At 70.3% G+C, this 18,273-nt stretch carries 10 protein-coding genes; 3 read left to right on the forward strand and 7 right to left on the reverse strand.

Annotation, left to right across the window (positions count from 1 at the left end; translation table 11 throughout):
- Positions 1–77: 77 nt before the first annotated feature.
- From B0F77_RS31955 to B0F77_RS31965, 3 genes are all read left to right on the forward strand, one after another.
- Entirely contained in the window at positions 78–416 is a 339-nt protein-coding gene (locus B0F77_RS31955) for a hypothetical protein (protein ID WP_086666741.1), read from the forward strand.
- The gene (locus tag B0F77_RS31960; protein WP_086666742.1) at positions 413–979 is read left to right on the forward strand and encodes a hypothetical protein; all 567 of its coding nucleotides are present in this window, start codon (positions 413–415) and stop codon (positions 977–979) included. The genes B0F77_RS31955 and B0F77_RS31960 overlap by 4 nt, the downstream gene beginning before the upstream one ends.
- Before the next feature lie 196 nt (positions 980–1,175).
- On the forward strand, positions 1,176–3,410 hold the full coding sequence (locus B0F77_RS31965; RefSeq protein WP_086666743.1) for an exo-beta-d-1,3/1,6-glucosidase: 2,235 nt from the start codon (positions 1,176–1,178) through the stop codon (positions 3,408–3,410).
- Here the strand turns inward: B0F77_RS31965 and B0F77_RS31970 are convergent.
- The 7 genes from B0F77_RS31970 to B0F77_RS32000 are packed head-to-tail and all read right to left on the reverse strand — an operon-like array spanning position 3,407 to position 18,270.
- The gene (locus B0F77_RS31970; protein WP_086666744.1) at positions 3,407–4,198 is read right to left on the reverse strand and encodes a hypothetical protein; all 792 of its coding nucleotides are present in this window, start codon (positions 4,196–4,198) and stop codon (positions 3,407–3,409) included. The genes B0F77_RS31965 and B0F77_RS31970 overlap by 4 nt on opposite strands.
- Positions 4,195–5,946 carry a class I SAM-dependent methyltransferase gene (locus tag B0F77_RS31975; RefSeq protein WP_143466995.1) on the reverse strand — a complete coding sequence of 584 codons (1,752 nt, stop codon included), beginning with the start codon at positions 5,944–5,946 and terminating at the stop codon, positions 4,195–4,197. The genes B0F77_RS31970 and B0F77_RS31975 overlap by 4 nt, the downstream gene beginning before the upstream one ends.
- The gene (locus tag B0F77_RS31980) at positions 5,943–7,070 is read right to left on the reverse strand and encodes a glycosyltransferase (RefSeq protein WP_086666746.1); all 1,128 of its coding nucleotides are present in this window, start codon (positions 7,068–7,070) and stop codon (positions 5,943–5,945) included. Before B0F77_RS31980 ends, B0F77_RS31975 begins: the two co-directional genes overlap by 4 nt.
- Positions 7,067–7,834: an alpha/beta fold hydrolase gene (locus B0F77_RS31985; RefSeq protein ID WP_086666747.1), complete on the reverse strand. Its 768-nt coding sequence runs from the start codon at positions 7,832–7,834 to the stop codon at positions 7,067–7,069. The genes B0F77_RS31980 and B0F77_RS31985 overlap by 4 nt, the downstream gene beginning before the upstream one ends.
- Positions 7,827–8,087 (reverse strand): acyl carrier protein, encoded by a 261-nt coding sequence (locus B0F77_RS31990; protein WP_045315192.1) that lies wholly within the window; start codon positions 8,085–8,087, stop codon positions 7,827–7,829. The genes B0F77_RS31985 and B0F77_RS31990 overlap by 8 nt, the downstream gene beginning before the upstream one ends.
- Complete coding sequence (locus tag B0F77_RS31995) at positions 8,087–11,752, reverse strand: type I polyketide synthase (RefSeq protein ID WP_086666748.1); 3,666 nt, start codon at positions 11,750–11,752, stop codon at positions 8,087–8,089. Before B0F77_RS31995 ends, B0F77_RS31990 begins: the two co-directional genes overlap by 1 nt.
- Positions 11,740–18,270 carry a type I polyketide synthase gene (locus B0F77_RS32000; RefSeq protein WP_245848924.1) on the reverse strand — a complete coding sequence of 2,177 codons (6,531 nt, stop codon included), beginning with the start codon at positions 18,268–18,270 and terminating at the stop codon, positions 11,740–11,742. Before B0F77_RS32000 ends, B0F77_RS31995 begins: the two co-directional genes overlap by 13 nt.
- Between the last annotated feature and the right edge of the window lie 3 nt (positions 18,271–18,273).

The following is an 18,273-nucleotide window of genomic DNA, read 5'->3' on the forward strand; positions in this document are numbered from 1 at the left end:
CCACCGGACCGCGCACCCCTGACCTGGGAACACCCCCACCCCCACAGTTGCCTCCACCACGAACCTGGAGGTGCCCGATGTTCCGAGCCGGACTGCTGGTCCTGGGCCTGCTCTCCACAGCAGACCTGCTGCTCCCCCTGCTCACCGACGGCCAGTCCCCGCCGATGGCCGTAGCCCTGATCGCCGCCGCACTCGGCCTCGCGAGCCTGGTCCTGGTCATCTCAGCCTGGCGCGGCGCCCGCAAGGCGATCGTCCCGCTGATCGTCCTCCGAGCCCTCTCCGCGGCAGCCGCGGTCCCGGCCTTCTTCGAGCCGGACGTCCCCGCACCGGCGATCGGCGGAGCGGCCGCCGTCATCGCCCTGACCGCCGTGGGCGCCACGCTCGTGCTCAAGGGGCGCCTGGCGGTGGCGCGATGAAGTGGCTGCTCCCGATCGGGCCCGCGGCGATCGCGATCCTGAGGCTGATCCTCCCCTACGACACGACCGACGACCGGGCCACCGTTCTGCAGAAGGTGGCCGCCGCCCCCGACACCATGAACTGGGTGATCTGGCTCGGCTTCATCGGCATGCTGACCCTGGCCCCCGCGGTCCTGTACGTCGCGGGCAGGACCCGCGACCAAGCCCCGAAGACCACGACGGCGGCCGTGCTCCTGCTGGTCCCGGCCTACCTGTCGCTCGGCCTGCTGGTGGCAGAGGACGCCGCGAACCTGAACGGCCACACCATCAGCCACCCCGTTCTCGACGCCGCCACCGCGGTCTTCGTGGCCGGGCACGTCATCGGCACCGTCCTGCTGGGCGCGGCGATGTGGCAGGCGGGCCTGCCGCGCTGGGCCGCCATCGCCACCGCCGTCTCGCAGCCGCTGCACTTCGTGGCCGCCGTCGTGATCGTCAGCCACGAGCTCGACTTCGTGGCGTGGGGTCTCAACGCGGCCGGGTTCGTGGCCCTGGCGGTCACCGCAAGGGCGAAAGTCCGGGTCTGACAAGGCGTCACGGCCAGACCACGCACCGAAACCGGCTGCTCCGACGAGCAGCCGGTTTGTCGCGTTCGGGCTAGTCGGAACCGATCCGTTCGTACCGGAATTCGAGAAACCGGTTTCGCGCGGAACCGGTTTCGGCTATTGATTGTGAGAGCGCTCCCACGAACGCTGCCGCCGCACGAGCCCTCCCGGAGACCACATGGATCGCGACGACGTGCCCTACCTCGACGCCACGCTGCCCACTGCGGAACGGGTCGCCGACCTCCTCCACCGCATGACGCTGCCCGAAAAGGTGGGGCAGATGATGCAGTTGGACTCGCGGGAGGACCTGGACGACCACGTGTTGCGCAAGCACGTGGGCTCGATCCTGCACACCTCGCCGGAACGGGTGCTACGCGCGCACGACCTCACCGCACAGACACGGCTGCGGGTCCCCCTGCTCATCGCCGAGGACTGCATCCACGGCCACTCGTTCCACGAGGGCGCGACGATCTTCCCGACCCAGCTCGGCATGGCCGCGTCGTGGGACCCGGACCTCGTCGAACAGGTCGCGCGCGTCACCGCCGTCGAGGCCGCCACGACCGGCGTGCACTGGACGTTCTCGCCGGTCCTGTGCATCTCCCGGGACCTGCGATGGGGCCGCGTCGACGAGACGTTCGGCGAGGACCCGGTGCTGATCGGCGAGCTCGCGGCGGCCATGGTCCGCGGCTACCAGGGCGACGGCCTGCAGGACCCGACGGCGATCCTCGCGACGGCCAAGCACTTCGCCGGCTACTCCGAGACGCAGGGCGGCCGCGACGCCAGCGAGGCCGACCTGTCGAGGCGCAAGCTCAGGAGCTGGTTCCTGCCGCCGTTCGAACGGGTCGCGAAGGAGGGCTGCGCGACGTTCATGCTCGGCTACCAGTCCACCGACGGCGTGCCGATCACGGTCAACTCGTGGCTGCTCGACGAGGTGCTGCGCGGTGAGTGGGGCTACCAGGGCACCCTGATCACCGACTGGGACAACGTCGGGCGCATGGTCTGGGAGCAGAAGCTGCAGCCCGACTACGCCCACGCCGCCGCAGCCGCGGTCAAGGCCGGCAACGACATGATCATGACGACCCCGCGGTTCTTCGAGGGCGCGCTGCAGGCCGTCGAGGAAGGTCTGCTGGCCGAGGAGGACCTCGACCGCGCGGTCACCCGCATCCTGACGCTCAAGTTCGACCTCGGCCTGTTCGAGAACCCGCGCCGGCCCGACCCCGAACGCCAGCGCGTCATGATCAACCGCGACGAGCACGCGGCGCTGAACCTGAAGGTCGCGCGCCGCTCCGTCGTCCTTCTGCGCAACGACGGTGTGCTGCCGCTGAAGAAGGGCAAGATCGCGCTCGTCGGGCCTCTCGCCGACGACGCGCAGACCCAGCTCGGCGACTGGGCCGGCTCGTCCGGCCAGGCCGACTGGCTGCCCGACGGCCAGCCGCGCGACCTGATCACCACCGTCCTGGACGGCCTGCGCGAACTGTCGTCCCACGAGGTCACCTACGCGCGCGGCGCCGACATCCTCACGCTCGAACCGGACCCCGAGGGCGACACGTTCCCGGACGGCCAGCCGCGCCCGCACATCGTCCAGCCGTGCGCGCCGGACCCCGAGCTGATCGCCGAGGCCGTCGCCAACGCGCAGGACGCCGACTGCGTGGTCGCCGTCGTCGGTGACCGCATCGAACTGGTCGGCGAGGGCCGGTCCACCGCCACGCTCGACCTGATCGGCGGCCAGATCGCCCTGCTGGACGCGCTCGCCGCGACCGGCAAGCCGTTGATCGTCGTGCTGATGGCCTCGAAGCCGCTGGTGCTGCCCGCGTCGGCACGCGACGCCGCCGCGCTGCTGTGGGTCGCGAACCCCGGCATGCAGGGCGGTCGCGCGATCGCCGAGGTGCTGCACGGGCTGGTCGAGCCGAGCGGTCGTCTGCCGATCTCGTTCGCGGCGCACGCCGGTCAGCAGCCGACCTACTACAACCAGATCCGCGGCCAGCACGGCACGCGGTACGCCGACCTCACGCAGGAGCCGGCGTTCGCGTTCGGCGAGGGCCTGTCGTACACCACGGTCGAGTACGGCGACCTGCACGTGGAGACGGCGGTGCTGCGGCCCGACGAGGTCGTCAAGGCCTCGATCACGCTCACCAACACCGGATCACGGCCCTCGGTCGAGACCGTGCAGGTCTACGTCAGCGACGCCGTCACGTCGGTGAGCTGGGCGGACAAGGAGCTCAAGACGTTCAGGCAGGTCGGCCTGGAGCCCGGCGAGACCGCGAAGGTCGACCTCGAACTCCCGGTCGCCGCCTGCACGATCGTCGACCAGCACGGCACCCGCGTGGTCGAGCCCGGCGAGTTCGTCCTCCTGGTGGGTCCGAACTCGAAGGATCTCCGCCGGGCCGAGTTCACCGTCAAGCCTCAGTTTTAAGCAACACTGAAGCTATTGAGATAACGAGGAACGATCGTGAGGTAGCGGGGCGGAAGTTCCACCGCCTTCGTGATCGCCCTCTTCACCGCCGGGACCAGGTCCGCGTCGACCAGCACGACAGCGGGCCTGCCCGGTGGATCGACCAGCATGCTGGCGCCCCTCGCCCCAGCGGCCAACGCGGCTTCCACCACCGCGTCCTGCACGGGATCCGGCTCCTGAACACGGTGATACGCCGTCAACGCCGCCCCGAGTTCGCCGCCGTCGTGCACGTACGGCCGCTCAACCTGCGATTCCTGCAGCCGGACCCGCGTGTCCACGACGAGCAAACGATGAAGGGACCCTTCATCCACCTCACGTGGATGAAGGGTCCCTTCATCCCGAACGTCGGGGCCGTCTGCGAGGTCGCGGAGTGCCAGGGTCACGGCGGTCCGGAGGGCTTCTCCCGCGGAGAGGCCGCTGCCCTGCGGCAGGTCGACGCTGCACATCAACGTCGCGCCACCGGCACATCCGGCCACCGGAGCCGCCCACGCCGGGATCTCGTCGGACGGCAGCACAGCCCGTTCGGTCGGCCGGTTCACCGACACCAGTTCGAGCCTGCCGTCGTCACGTCGATCTCCGGCGACGATCGCACCCCACTTGGCGTGCACCTTCACCCTGCCGCCCAGCAGGTTCAGCACACCGGGCGCGTACCACACGCCTTGCGCCGGCCGTCCGAACGTGCGCCGGAACGCGTGCGGCACCAGCCTGAGCTCCGGCGCGAGCTCAGGCCGATCCGCGATGTCCGTCATGCGGTCTTCCGCGCCAGCAGGCGATAAGCGTTGCCCTGGCCGGTGCGGGCTGCCAGGAACCGGTTCACCGTCTGGTCCAGCGCCATCGCGACGAAGAACGCCGGAATGCCCAGCGACCACACCAGGAAACTGCGGGTCCGGCGCAACCGCACCCGTTCCGGACGCCACGGCGCGGGCGTGCGCGGCGCGATGTTGCCGAGGAACAACAGCAACGCGAGCGTGAAGTCGTTGCAGAGGTGGGCTTTCGCGCGCTCGGTGGCCACGGTGGTCAGGCCGCGGTCCGCGAGCGCGTGCTCCAGGTTGCCGATCGGCATCATGTGCTGGTGCTGCGGCTGGAACCACGGCATCCAGTACTTGCCGAACAAACGCCCGAGCCGCCATTCCGGGTCCGGCAGCTCGATCAGCAGGTAGCCGCCGTCGGGCAGCACGTCCGCGACGATGTCGAGCTCCTCCCACGGATCCCGCACGTGCTCCAGGTAGTGGTGCATGCTGATCACGTCGTAGCGGCCCTTGAGCTCGCCCGCGAACTCCTTGAAGCTGCCCCGGTAGGACTGCTCGATCCGCCCGAGCCGCGCCGCCTCCTCGATGGCCGCGCCCTGGTCCAGCCCGTCGAACCTCGTGTCCGGCAGCACTTCCTTGGCGCCCAGGCAGAAGTGCGCGTGCCCGGATCCGACGTCCAGCCACCGTTCGGGCTTGGTGAACGGCTCCACCATGCGCGCCCGGCCGTAGTACGGCTCGGTCTTGCCGGAGAACACCGCTTCGGCGGACGTCGCGCCGAGACCGTCGTAGAAGTCGCGGTAGTAGAAGCCGAGCCCCTCCTCGGACAGGCGCGGGTTCTGCCAGACGTGTCCACATCGGACACAGCGGTCCATCGTGAACGTGCCGGGCTTGCGCTGCACCAGATCCGTGGCGGTGACCCACCGGCGCAGGTCCGTGCTCCCGCACGCCGGGCAGTTGTCCCGCCGGGTCTCGTGGAAGTTCTTGTCGCGGTTCTGCTCGTACCAGGGCGTCGCCTGCTCAAGAGTCGCGGCCTGGCGGCGTTCGGCCGTGGACTTCTTGCCGCCGGCCGTCCTGAACCACAGGTAGGGCGTGCGCACGAAACGCGGCACCCACAGGTCACGCGGCCGCAGCGGCGTTCCGGCGAACACCAGCAGCGGGTGCGCCCAGTAGGCGGCGAGCGCGACGAGTCCCCACTGCCAGTTCGCGATCAGCGCCGCCGCGACGAACCCGTACCCGATGACCGAGCCCGCGATCCACAGCGAGGGCCGTTTTCCGAGCTGCCGCAACGTCGCCGCGCGGTACCCGAGGTCGTACGGCCCGGCCTTGAGTCCCGGCGCGACCGCGATGTCGACCCGCGCCCGCACGTGGTCCTTGACCCGCCGGACGAACGCGACGAACTCCGTCGGGTCGTCGGGGTCCACGTCGTCCTTGTACTCGTCCCGCACCAGCACCGCCTGGGACGCGCTGACCCCACGTGCCCACTGGTCGTCGCGGTACTTGGCCGGATCGACCGCGCCGAGCAGGTCCAGCGCGGCGACCGTCGGCAGGTCGCGCGGCACCAGGTCGACCAGGTCGGCGTCGGTCTCCCACGAACCCTCGGTACCAACCCCGGTCGCGGTGAGAAGCGTGTGCTCGCTCGCGCCCGAGGCGAGCACCCGCAGCTTGGCCGCGCGGGAACGCAGGCGCAGCACGTCCAGCAGGACGACCAGCACCACCAGCCCAGAAAGAATCGAACCCGCGAGAATCACCCGGCCACCACCTTCTCCAGTCGGTCGGCTGCGGCTGCCGCGCCGCCCGCCGCCAAGAACGACTCCCGCACCAGCTCCGCGGCGGCCGCGTACTCCGGCTCGTCCAGCACGGACTCCAGCGCGCTGCGAATGTCCGCGGACCGGGCCCGCGAGTAGGTCAGCCGCACCCCGGCCCCTGCCGCCACGACCTGGGCGGCGACGGTCGGCTGGTCGTCCCGGATCGGTGCCACGACCAGCGGCAACCCGTGCGCCAGCGCCTCACACACCGTGTTGTGGCCGCCGTGCGTGATCACCGCGTCCAGGTGCGGCAGCAACGCCAGCTGCGGCACGGACGGCAGCATCAGCACGTTCGGCGGGGCTGGGCGCGGTTCCGCGACCATGATCGCTTGGACGTCCACGCCGGCGACCGCGTCCAGCGCCTGGCCGAGGAACCGCTCGCCGGCCGGGCCGTTGAGGGTGCCGAGCGAGATGAGGGCCCGCCGCTGCCCGGTCAGCCGCTGCCAAGGGAAGTCCACCCGTTCGACGCGGTGGCTCAGCGCGGGCCCCACGAACGCCACGTGCTCACCGAACTCCCCCGCCACCAACGCCTTCGAGCTGTAGACCAGCACCAGCCGGTCGGAGAACCTGATGTCGCCGCCCGCGAAGTCGTGCAGCAGGTCGCGCACCCAGGCGTCGACCTTCGGCATCGTCCTCAGTGGATTGATCAGCTCGGCGGAGGTGCTCGCCGAGGTCGCCCACGGCAGGTAGGCGTGCTGGGCGACCAACGGTCCGGCGAGCGCCTGCTGGTCCGCGACGATCATGTCCGGCTCGAACGCCGTGACCGCGGCCGAGACACCGGGCACCATCGCGTGCCCGAGCGGGATCAGGAACTCTTCCCAGAAGAACTTGAGCACCGCCATGCCGCGCAACGCGAGCCAGCGTTCCCGCTTGGCGCGGATGTCGGACTCCAGGTCGTCGTCGATCGCCGGGAACACCACGGCGTTGTCCGGCAGCAGCGGCGCGAGCGTGCCAGGATGTCCGACCCACGCGACGTCGTGCCCGCGCGCCAGCAGCTCGCCGCCCACAGAGGCGGTCGGGTTGACGTGGCCGGTCAGCGGCGGCACCACGAACAGGAACCGGCTCATGACGGCAACCAGTCCAGCAGCACGTCGAGCAGCTCGGCCGTGGCTTCGCGCAACACCGTGTGCCCCAACCCGGACACGATGTGCAGCCGGCAGGACGGGATCCGTTCCTGCAGCTCGGCCGCCGCACCGATCAGCTCGGACTCGGCGCCGTAGACGCCGAGCACCGGACACTGCACCTGCGTGAGGTCGAGCTTCGCGCCGGAGCCGAGGTCGTCGATCAGCGTGGTGCCGTTGAGCAACGCGTTGGCGTTGACCGCCAGTTTCGCGATCTTGCGCTGCCCGAGCGCCATCAACTGGTCCTGCGTGCGGTCGAACTCCAGGCCCAGGGCCGCGACCGTCAGCGTGTTCGTGATGTCCTCGAACCACGCGTCGCCGACCACTCCCCCGCACGCCGACTCGACGAGCACGACACCGCCGACCCGTTCGGGAGCCTGGACGGCCGCGTGCATCGCGACCACTCCGCCATAGCTGTTGCCCAGCAGGAAGACCGGCTCGGTCACGCCGATCTCGTCGAGCACGGCGACGAGGTCCTCGGCGCTTTCCTCCGGCGTGTAACCGGATGGCGGCCGTTCGGACAGACCGTGCCCGCGCAGGTCGAACAGCACGGTGCCGAACCCGGCCTGGGCCAGCGGTGCGGCGAGCGTGTAGTAGAAGCTCGACAGGTTGTCCATCACCAGGCCGTGCACGAACACGATCGTCGGCGCGTCAGTTGGCCCGAGCCGTTGCACGTGGAAGCGCAACCCTCGGGCGTGAACGTCAGACACGAGCCGTGATGTGGTCGACGAGCCGGCCGACGGACATCGCCATGATCTCGTCGATGTCCATGTCCGCCAGGAAAGCAACGAGATCGACGCCGTAGTGGGCGTTGAGCTTGTCCGCGAGCGCGACGAACTCGATCGACTCCAGGCCCAGGTCGTCGCTGAACGTGGTGTCACGGGTGATCTCCACGCCCAGCAGGAAGTCAGGCCCGACCACCTCGGTGATCATCTTGGCGACCTGCTCCAGCACCTCGTCCATCAGTTCTCCGTCCTGACCCGGGCGGCGGCTCGTCCGTGTTCCGCGATGACTTCGATGCCGGGCACGGCGAAGGCTCCGCGCACCCGGCCGTTGGCGCCGACGGTGAGTTCCGCCGGGTAGATCGGCCCGGCCCCGCGGTCCCACAGCCACGTGCGCACGGCGTCCTTCACGACGATCACGCGCAGCAGCCAGTCCCGTTGGGCGGGCACGTCCAGTCCGCCGTAGTGCCGTCTCTCGGCGGAGTTCAGGTAGCGGCGCATGATCAGGTCCCTGGTCGCGCTGTCCGACCAGTTCTCCGTGACCCGCAGCCACTCACCGTCCTGTGTGGACAGCAGTTCGGTGCCGGGCCTGAGCTTGACCTGCCAGATCCGGTCGTCCGTGGTGAACCTGCGGGTGGTCCAGCCGGTGATGCGGCACCACAGCTCGCCGTTCACCCTCAGCTCGGCGTCGGCGACCATCTCCTGGGCGGTCACCGAACGGATCCAGGCCGTGCACTGAACGTCCTCTGTCGGCGCCGGTCCGTGGAACGACACCTGTTCGATCCCGGTCGGCAGCACGGTCTGGTCGACCGTGTGCGTGACCTGCATCCAGTGCCCGATCAGCTGTCCGGCGCTGTCCAGCAACGCTCCGGGCGCGGGCAACGGCGTGAGCACACCGGCGATCCCGTTGTCCGCCAGGCAGTCGATCTTCGTCACGCCCGCGAACGCCGGACCGTGGAACATCCAGTTGTCCTGGTACAGCTCGGCGGCGGTGACCGGTGCTTCGCGCACGCCTTCAAGTTCCTTGCCGACGGGCTGTTTCGCGACCGGCGCCATCAGCACGACACCCTCGGCGTAGTCGCCGACCTTCACGACGACGCGTTCCTGACCTTCGGCGCGGGCGGAGATCTTCACCGTGGACGCGGGCAGAGCTGTCAGCCAGCGCTTGGCCTTGACCTGCGCGAACCCGTGCACCGTGCCACCGGTGAGCCTGCGCGCGGCGTCCGCGAACACCTCCAGCAGACCGGTCGCGGGAACGATCGGGAACCCGTCGGAGAGGTCCGGCCAGCCCAGCGGCTGCGGGAACACCGAGTGGTCGACGAGTTCCGGCATGGTGCGCAACGAGAACTCGCGGGTGAACCCGGCCTCGTTCGGCCTCAGCGCACCGACGACCTCGCGCGCCACCGCGTTCGTGTGCGCGATCAGCCGGTTGACCGCGGCCGACATCGGGCTGTCGTCGGCGACCAGCACGGGTTCGGTGCCCAGCGGGTCGACCTTGATCCTGGGCGTGCCGAGCCGGAGCTTGACCTTGTGCGCCGTGCCGCGCTTGAGCCCGAACGCCCACAGCGCCTCTGGTGCGATGTCGGCGTTCACGGCGAGGTGCGGGCGGTCGCTGAGCGTGTCGCTGACGAACCCCTGCACACTGCCCGGTCCGATTTGGACGAACGCCCGGAAACCCGACTGGTGCAGGCGTTCCAGCAGCGGCCGGAACCTGACCGGTTCGACCAGGTGGCGCAGGACCAGTTCGCGGACCTCGTCGACGGCCATCGGTTCGAGGGAGTTCGCCGACCACACCGGGATGTCCGAGGCGCGGACCGGCAGCTGGTCGAGCGTTTCCCTGGCCTGCCCGAGATACGGGGCGAGCGCCGGGGTGTGGAAGCCGGTGCGGAACGGCATGAGCTGGGCCATCACGCCGTTGGCCTTCAACGTGACGAGGACCTGTTCGAGGCGGTCGATCGGGCCGCAGATCACCGACTGGTGCGGGCAGTTGTCGTGGCTGATCGTCACGCCCTCGACGAGGTGCTGCTCGGCGGTGTCGGCGGAGCAACCCAGTGCGGCGTAAGCGATGTCGACGACCGCGACCGCGCCGGGGCCGAGTGCCGAGACGAACTCGTCGATCGTCGGGTAGATGCCGCCGACGACCATCGCGGTCCACTCGCCCATGCTGTGCCCGGCGAGCGCGCCGGGCGTGATGCCGAGCGCCATCAGTTCGCGGGCGACGCGGCGGCCGTCCTGCAGCAGCCGCACGGCGTGCTCGACGACCTCGCCGCTGAACTCGCGCTCGAAGCCAGGGAACAGGAACGCGACCTGGTCCGTGCTGGTCAGCAACGGTTGCGGGGCGAACCAGATGTCGTGGCGGCCCGGCCACGCCTTGCCCTGGGCGAGCACGCGTTCGGCGAGCTTGAGCTTGCGGTCGTCCGGGTTGCCGATGGCGAGCCGGAACGCGCGGTCGGCGCTGGACGTGCGGCGTTCCTTGAGCGCCTTGGCCAGTTCGTCCGCGGTGTCGGCGGCGAAGGTCATGACCGGCTTGCGCGGCTTGGCGACCGTGTGGCCGTCGAGGACTGCGTGCGCGTTGATCCCGCCGAACCCGAACGCGTTCACGACCGCGCGGTGCGGCCCGGTCCACTCGCGTGCCTCGTGCACGGGGGTGAACCTGGTGCCCGCGAGCGCCGAGTGCGGGTTCTCGACGTGGAGGGTCGGCGGCAACGTGTTGTGGTGCAGCGCGAGGGCGGCCTTGATCAGGCCGGCCATGCCGGCGGCCGGCATCGCGTGGCCGATCATCGACTTGACCGTGCCGATGCCGATCTCGTCGCCCTCCGCGCCGAACGCGTTGATCATCGTCGACAGTTCGGCGGCGTCACCGGCGGGCGTCGCGGTGCCGTGCGCCTCGATCAGGCCGGGAGCGTCGTGGTGAGGATCGAGCTCAGCGCTGGCCCAGGCCCGTTGCACGGCAAGGAGCTGGCCCTCGGGGTTGGGCGTCATCATGCTGGTCGCCCGGCCGTCGCTGGCGGTGCCGATGCCGCGGATCACCGCGTAGACGCGTTCGTCGCCGACGTCTTCCAGTCGTTTCAACACGACCATGCCGACGCCCTCGGACAACAGCGTGCCGTCCGCGCTCGCGTCGAACGGCCGGATGCGCTCGCTCGGGCTCAACGCCCTGAGCTGGGTGAAGACGCTCCACAACGTCGGGTGGTGGCAGACGTGCACGGCCCCGGCGAGCATGGCGTCCGCGCGGCCCTCCTGGAGCTCGCGGACGGCGTGTTCGACGGCGACCAGGCCGGACGCGCAGGCCGCGTCGACGGTGTAGGCGGTGCCCTTCAGGTCGAACCGGTTGGCGATCCGCGACGCCGCGAGGTTCGGCACCAGGCCGATCGACGATTCCGGCTGCTCCGGGCCCAGCCGGTCCTTGATGGCCTGGCGGACGTTGTTCAGCTCCGTGCCGGCCAGGTTCGGGAAAAGATCGCGGACCACCGACACGACCTCGTCGGCGAGCCGCACCCGCTGGTCGAGGCGCGCACAGCCGGGCGTGAGGTAACCGCCGCGCCCGACGACCACGCCGACCCGGTCACGCGAGGGAAGCGTTGCCTCGCCGCCCGCGTCCGCGATGGCTTCCGCCGCCGTGGCGAGGGCGAGCAGCTGGTCGGGTTCCGCGCCGTCCACTGTGGACGGCATGATGCCGAACCTGGTCGGGTCGAACTCCGCCAGGTCGTCGACGAACCCGCCCCTGCGGCAGTAGAACCGGTCGCCGCTGGTGCTGCCCTGGTCGTAGTAGGTGGCCGGATCCCAGCGGCCGGGCGGGATCTGCCCGATGGCGTCGACGCCGCTGACGATGTTGCGCCAGAACGTCGTGGCATCGGGGGCACCGGGGAAGACGGCGCCGATCCCGACGATCGCTATGCCTCCCATCGGTAGACCACCTGCACGTCCGCACCGTTCCCGATCTCGTTCAGCAGCGCGTCCACACCCTGCCGCGGCTCGATCAGCGGGATGCCCCGGCGCCCGTACTCGTCCGCGAGCCCGGCCGCCATGCCCGCGCCGGCCCAGGGACCCCAGTCGACAGCGACGACCTTCCGTTGCACGCCCCAGAACCTCGCCATCCGGTCCAGCGCGTCGTTCGCCGCCGAGTAGTCGGCCTGGCCGCGGTTGCCGAACACCCCGCTGACGCTGCCGAACAGCACGAGGAAGCCCTCGTCGAACGCCTTGGCGCCGTTCACCTTCGTGGCCCAGACCCGGTCGAACGACTCCTGCGTCTTGGCCTCGATCAGCTTGTCGTCCAGCACGCCCGCGCCGTGGACGACACCGTCGATCCGGCCGAACCTGACCTTGATGTCGTCGAGGATCTTCGCGACGGCCTCGGTGTCGGTGACGTCGCACTCGTGGTAGCGCACGCTCGATGCCTTGGCGCGCAACCGTTCCATGGTCTGACGGACTTCACGTTCGGCGAGCACCTTACGCGCCTTGGCCGGCACGTTCTCCTTCTCGCCCAGCTCGAACAGCGCCTTCACGAGCTCGGGCTCGGTCGTGGCGTGGCTGAGCCGGTGGTCCTCCGCCGCGATCGGGGTGCGGCCGATCAACTCGATGTGACAGCCGGTGCGTTCGGCGAGCTCGGTCGCGACCAGTGCCGTGATGCCACGGGCGCCACCGGTCAGCAGCACCACGCTGTCCGCGTCCAGGTCGAGGCTGCCGTTGGCGAGTTCCGCCGGCACCGCCTCGATGACCTGCCGCCTGCCCGCCTGGTAGCCGACGACCGCCGGTCCCGGGCCGATCTCGGCGAGCAACGCGGTGGCGATGTCGCGGTGACTCTCCTTGGAGTTCACGTCGACCGCGCGCACCACGAGGTCCGGGTACTCGAGCGCGGCCGTGCGGATCAGGCCGTGCAGACCGATGTCCGCGGGCAGCTCGTCCGGGGTGTGGTCGAAGCCGAACGTGCCACCGCCAGTGGTCACCACGAGCAGGTTCACGCCGTTGGTCACGCACGCCTTGACTTCGCTGAACGCCTCGGGCAACCGTGCCCCGAGCCTGACCACGACGTCGATCCCGCCCAGGTCGTCCGGCAGCACCTGCTCGATGCGCGGACGGACCGCGTGCCGTTCGATGAGGTCCGCGAGCTCCAGGCCGATGCCGTTGTCGTCGATGATCAGCACGGTCTTGCCGGTCAGGTCGACCGGTGCCGCCGGCTCGGCGGCCACGACCTGCGGCACGAGCCGGACGAGACGACCGGTCGTCTTCGGCGTGACAGGTGCTCCGAACCAGCCGACGATCCCGTCGATCGTCTTCAACTGGGCCAGTTCCTCGACCGCGCCCGTGGCACCGAGCTCCTGGGCCAGCTCGCCCACGATCTCGGCGCGCTTGATGGAGTCGATGGACAGGTCCGCTTCCAAGTCCAGGCCCGGCTGCAACATCTCCACCGGATAACCCGTGCGCGTGCTGATCGTCCGCAACACGACCGCCCGCACGTCCCGTGCCGGTGTGCCTGGTGCGTCTGCAAGTACTACCAGCCGCGAGTTGGTGGTACTTGCAGACGCCAGTTCCGCCGCGCCGAACCAGCCGACGATCCCTTCGATCGTCTTGAGCTGGGCGAGCTCGTCCACCGATCCGGAGGCGCCCAGTTCCGCCACCAGCTCGCCGACGATCTCGGTCCGCTTGATGGAGTCGATCGACAGATCCGCTTCCAGATCCAGGCCTGGCTGCAACATCTCGACCGGGTAACCCGTGCGCGTGCTGATCGTCCGCAACACGACCGTACCCACGTCCTCCTGCGGCTTGGCCGCGGCGACCGGGACGGGAGCGGCCTGTTCGAGCACCGGCATCGGCGCTGGAGCAGCGGGTGCGTTGCCGAGGTAGCTCAGCAGGACATCGCGCTGGGCGCTGACCGCGTCGCGCATGCCGTCCAGGAACTTCTCGATGATCTCGTCGCGCCCCAGCCCCGAGCCGACTCGCAGGGTCGGGAACTCCGTCGCGGGCCGCAGCCCGCCGGGCAGTGCGTCGCCGTTCGCGTCCCGCACGAGACCTCCATCCACGTACCAGCCCGGCCGCGGTGGCACGACCGTGGCGGGTTCGGCCCTGTCCTCGAACAGCGGCGCGGCGTCCACCTCGACGCCGGCGACCGCGAGTTCCGCGAGCGTGCGCAGGAACGTCACGTGGTCGTCGCACCGCAACGCCTGGTGCGGCCGGTCGCCGAGGGTCTTGCCGACCAACGACGTCAGCACGCCGCCTGGGCCGGCCTCGACGAAGATCCGCGCGCCCGCCGCGTACATCGACTCGATCTGGTCCACGAACCGCACCCGGCCCGCGAGCTGTGCGGACAGGCCGTCGCGCACGTCCGTGTGCGGGGCAGCGGACACGTTCGACCACACCGGGAAATGCGTCTCACCAAGGGAAACGGCCGCGAGACTGGCCGCGAACCGGTCCCGGGCACCCGCCATCAGCGGGCTGTGGAACGCGGCGGCGACCGGGATGCTCTTCACGCTCAGCCCGGCGGCCCGCAGCACCTCGACGGCGTTCGACACCGCGGCCGTCGCACCGGAGATCACGACCTGCTCGGGCGCGTTGTGGTTGGCCACCACGACATCCGCCGGCAGCAACGCCTCGACCGCGGCCAGCGGCGCGGACACCGCGGCCATCGTGCCGGGGTCCTCGCCCACTGCGGCCAGCATCGCCTCGGCCCGTGCCGCGCTGAGCGACAGCAGTTCTGCCGGCCCGAACGCGCCGGCCGCCGCCAGCGCGACCAGTTCGCCGTAGCTGTGGCCACCGGCCAGATCCGGCCGCACCCCGACGGATTCCAGCAGCGCGGTGACCATCAGGCCCGCGATGCCGAGCGTCGGCTGGGCGTTGCGGGTGTCGGTGATCTCCGCGCGTTGCCTCGACGCGTCGTCGGGCGTGAGCGCGGCCGGCGGGTACATCACCCGTTCGTACCGGGCGTCCACGAAGTCCTGCAGCCGCGGGAAGGCCGTGACCAGGTCGAGCAACATGCCCGGCCGCTGGCTGCCCTGGCCGGGGTACAGGAACGCGATCTTCGGTCGTTCGCCGGAACGCAGGCGCACGACCTCGGACGACTGCCACGCCTCGACGTCCGCGAGCGCCTTCCGCAAGCCGTCGTGGTCGCTCACCACGAACGCCGCCTGAACCATGCCGTCACCGCACGCCGCGGCCAGCGAACGCAACGGCGTGCGCTCATCGACAAGTGCGCTCAACCGGGCCGCTTCTCGTTGTGCCGCAGCCTGATCATCGCCCCGAACCAGGAAGAGCTCGGCCGGCCAGCGAGTCAGCCCGTGGCGTGGTTCGTCAGCACCGGTATAGCCCGCGAGGACGGTGTGGAAGTTGGTGCCGCCGAACCCGAACGCGCTCACGCCCGCGACCCGGTTCCTGCTCGCCCACGTGCGGTGGCCGAACGAGAACGGGCTGGTCCGCGCGTCCCAGAAGGCGTTGGGCTGCTTGACGTGCAACGTGCCGGGCCGCAACCCGGTGTGCACGGCGAGCGCCGCCTTGATCACGCCCGCGAGGCCAGCCGCGCACTTGGTGTGCCCGATCTGCGACTTCACCGAGCCGATCGTGCAGGTGCCCGCCTCGACGCCGGAGAACATCTCGGTCAAGGAAGCAAGCTCGGTCCGGTCGCCCACCACGGTTCCAGTGCCGTGAGCCTCAACCATCCCAACCGACGTCACCGGTAAACCCGCTGAGGCGTACGCACGACGCAACGCCCGTTGCTGCCCCTCCGGACGTGGCGCGGTGAGGCCCAGCGACCGGCCGTCACTGGACGCGCCGATGCCCTTGATCACCGCGTAGACCCGGTCGCCGTCCCGTTCCGCGTCAGCCAGCCGCTTCAGCACCACGGCGGCGACACCTTCGCCCAGCGCGATGCCGTCCGCGGCCGAGTCGAACGTGGCGCAACGGCCCTTGGCGGACAACGCCTTGACCGAAGCGAACATCTGGTAGTCGTGCGCGCTGTTGTGCAGGTCGACCGCGCCGCACAACACCATGTCGCTGGTGCCGCCGACGAGTTCCTTGCACGCCACGTCGAGCGCCGCGAGGCTGGACGCGCAGGCCGCGTCGACCGTGTAGTTCGCGCCGCCGAGGTCGAGCCGGTTCGCGACCCGGCCGGCGATCACGTTGCCGAGCACACCGGGGAACGAGTCCTCGGTCAGCGCGGGCAGGTGGTCGTCCAGGTCGCGGATTCCCAAGGCGGGCAACGCGGTGCGGACCGTGTAGGCGTTCGCGAGGTCGGCGCCGGCCTCGGCGCCGAAGATCACCGACGTGCGTTCGCGGTCGAACACCCGCGTCGCGTAGCCGGCGTCCTTCAACGCCTGCGCCGAGACTTCCAGCGCCAGCAGCTGCGCGGGTTCGATCGAGGTCAGCGACGCGGGCGGGATGCCGTAGGCGAGCGGGTCGAACGCCGTGCGCGGGATGAACCCGCCCCACCTGAACGGGCTGCCGTAGCGTTCGGGCGACCAGCGGTCCGGCGGGATCTCGGTGATGGAGTCGGTGCCCGCCAGCACGTTCGCCCAGAACTCGGCCACGTCCCGAGCACCCGGCATGATCGCCGCCATGCCGACGATGGCGACGTCCAACGGCTCCCGCGCAACGGTTTCCGAGCTGGTCTCCGGCAGCAGGCCGGAAACGATGTCCTCGTGTAACTGAGCGATCGTGGTGCGGTCCGACCGCAACGTCGCGACCTGGCCGATCATGAACATGCCCTCACGGCGCTGTTCGTCCTCGCCGACCTCTTTCAGGCCTTCGTCGTCGCGGACGAGACCGCGGCTGGCGAGCCGGAGCCGGCCGAGATTGAGCTGTTCGAGCCGCTCCCAGCTCTCCTGCTTCGGCAGGCCGGCGAGTTCGGCCCGCGCCTGCTCGAAGGTGTCCACATAGGACGTCTGCGCGCACCGGACCGCGTGGCCGGGCGAGGTCTCCAGCAACGCGGTGTCCTCGCACTCGATCGCGACCTGCTGGAACACCGGCTGGATCGCGCCGTGCGTGACGGCTTCCTCGGTGAACAGGTAGGCCGTGCCGACGAGCACGCCGACCGCCGCACCCCGCGCCGCGATCGGTGCGGTCAGCGCGGAGATCATCGCGGCCGAGCGGGCGTCGTGAATGCCACCGGCGAACAACACAGTGACGTCAGCAACATCCGTCTTACGCCCGCGCAACACGTCCACCTGCTGCTGCCACAACGTGAAGCTGGACCGGGGGCCGGTGTGCCCGCCGCATTCCGAGCCCTCGAAGACGAACTTCCGCGCGCCCTCGTCGAGGAACCGGCGCAGCAACGCGGGCGACGGTACGTGCAGGAACGCCTCGATCCCGGCGTCCTCCAGCTCGCGTGCCTGCGCGGGCGTGCCGCCGGCGACGATCGCGTACCGAGGCCGGACCGCCAGCACGGCCGCCATCTGCCTCGCCCGCAACTCGGGCGGCGCGAAGCCCAGGAGCCCCACGCCCCACGGCCGATCACCGAGCTTCGCGGCGGTGCTCTCCAGGAGTTCGCGGACCGCCGGACCCTCCATCAACGCGAGCGCGAGGAACGGCAGCGCGCCCCCTTCTGCGACGGCCGCGGCGAACGCGGGCTGGTCGCTGACGCGGGTCATCGGGCCCTGCGCGATCGGGTAGCGCAGGCCGGGCACGCGGTCGCAGAACGGCCCGGCGGCCCGGATCGAGCGGTGCTCACCCGCCAGGGTGAGATTGTCTTGAATCCCCCTCTGAATCGCGCCTACGACGCCTCCGACGGTCCCAAACGACGTACGATTGAATTCGGCGAACGCGCCTTCCTGGCCTATTTCGAGCGCGTTCTGCCGAACATGTACACGCAACCCGTCGTTCACAACCGTGTCGGCGCCGTCCATCAGGCGGACGGCGTTCACAATTTCGCCGGAAATCTGTTTTCGAGCCTCCGCGACGAGCGTGAGCTGGCCTTCCAGCACCACTCCGCGCGCGCCACCGGCGATCGCGGCGGCCGCCGTGTCGGGGCCGATCGAACCGGCCACCCAGACCGGCAGATCGGTCAACGCGAGCACCTGTTGGAGCAGCACGAACGCAGGCGAACCGCCCACCCGACCACCGGCTTCGGCACCTTTGGCGATCAACCCGGTGGCCCCGAACTCGATCGCCGCAACAGCCTCGGCCACCGAGGTGATCACCGCGAGAACCCGTCGTCCGCCCAGTTCAGCCGCATTCGGGGCATACCGGGCGAGATCCACTACGACCGTGTCGACCGCATCCGGAAGAGGGACTGTCAACGGCCCATGCAGCCGCACCCCGAACGCGCGCGAGTGGCGTGCGGCGACACGGCGGAGATCAGCGGCGGCATTCGGCCCGAGGTCGAGCACACCGAGCCCGCCCGCTCGTTCCGCCGCGACCACGAGGGCCGGGTTGGGGGTGCTGAACGGACTCAGGCACAACACCCGTTCTCGTTCCGACGGCATGTTCACTGCGCTCACTTC

It is taken from the genome of Lentzea kentuckyensis, from assembly GCF_002150765.1.
Classification (GTDB): Bacteria; Actinomycetota; Actinomycetes; order Mycobacteriales; family Pseudonocardiaceae; genus Lentzea; species Lentzea kentuckyensis.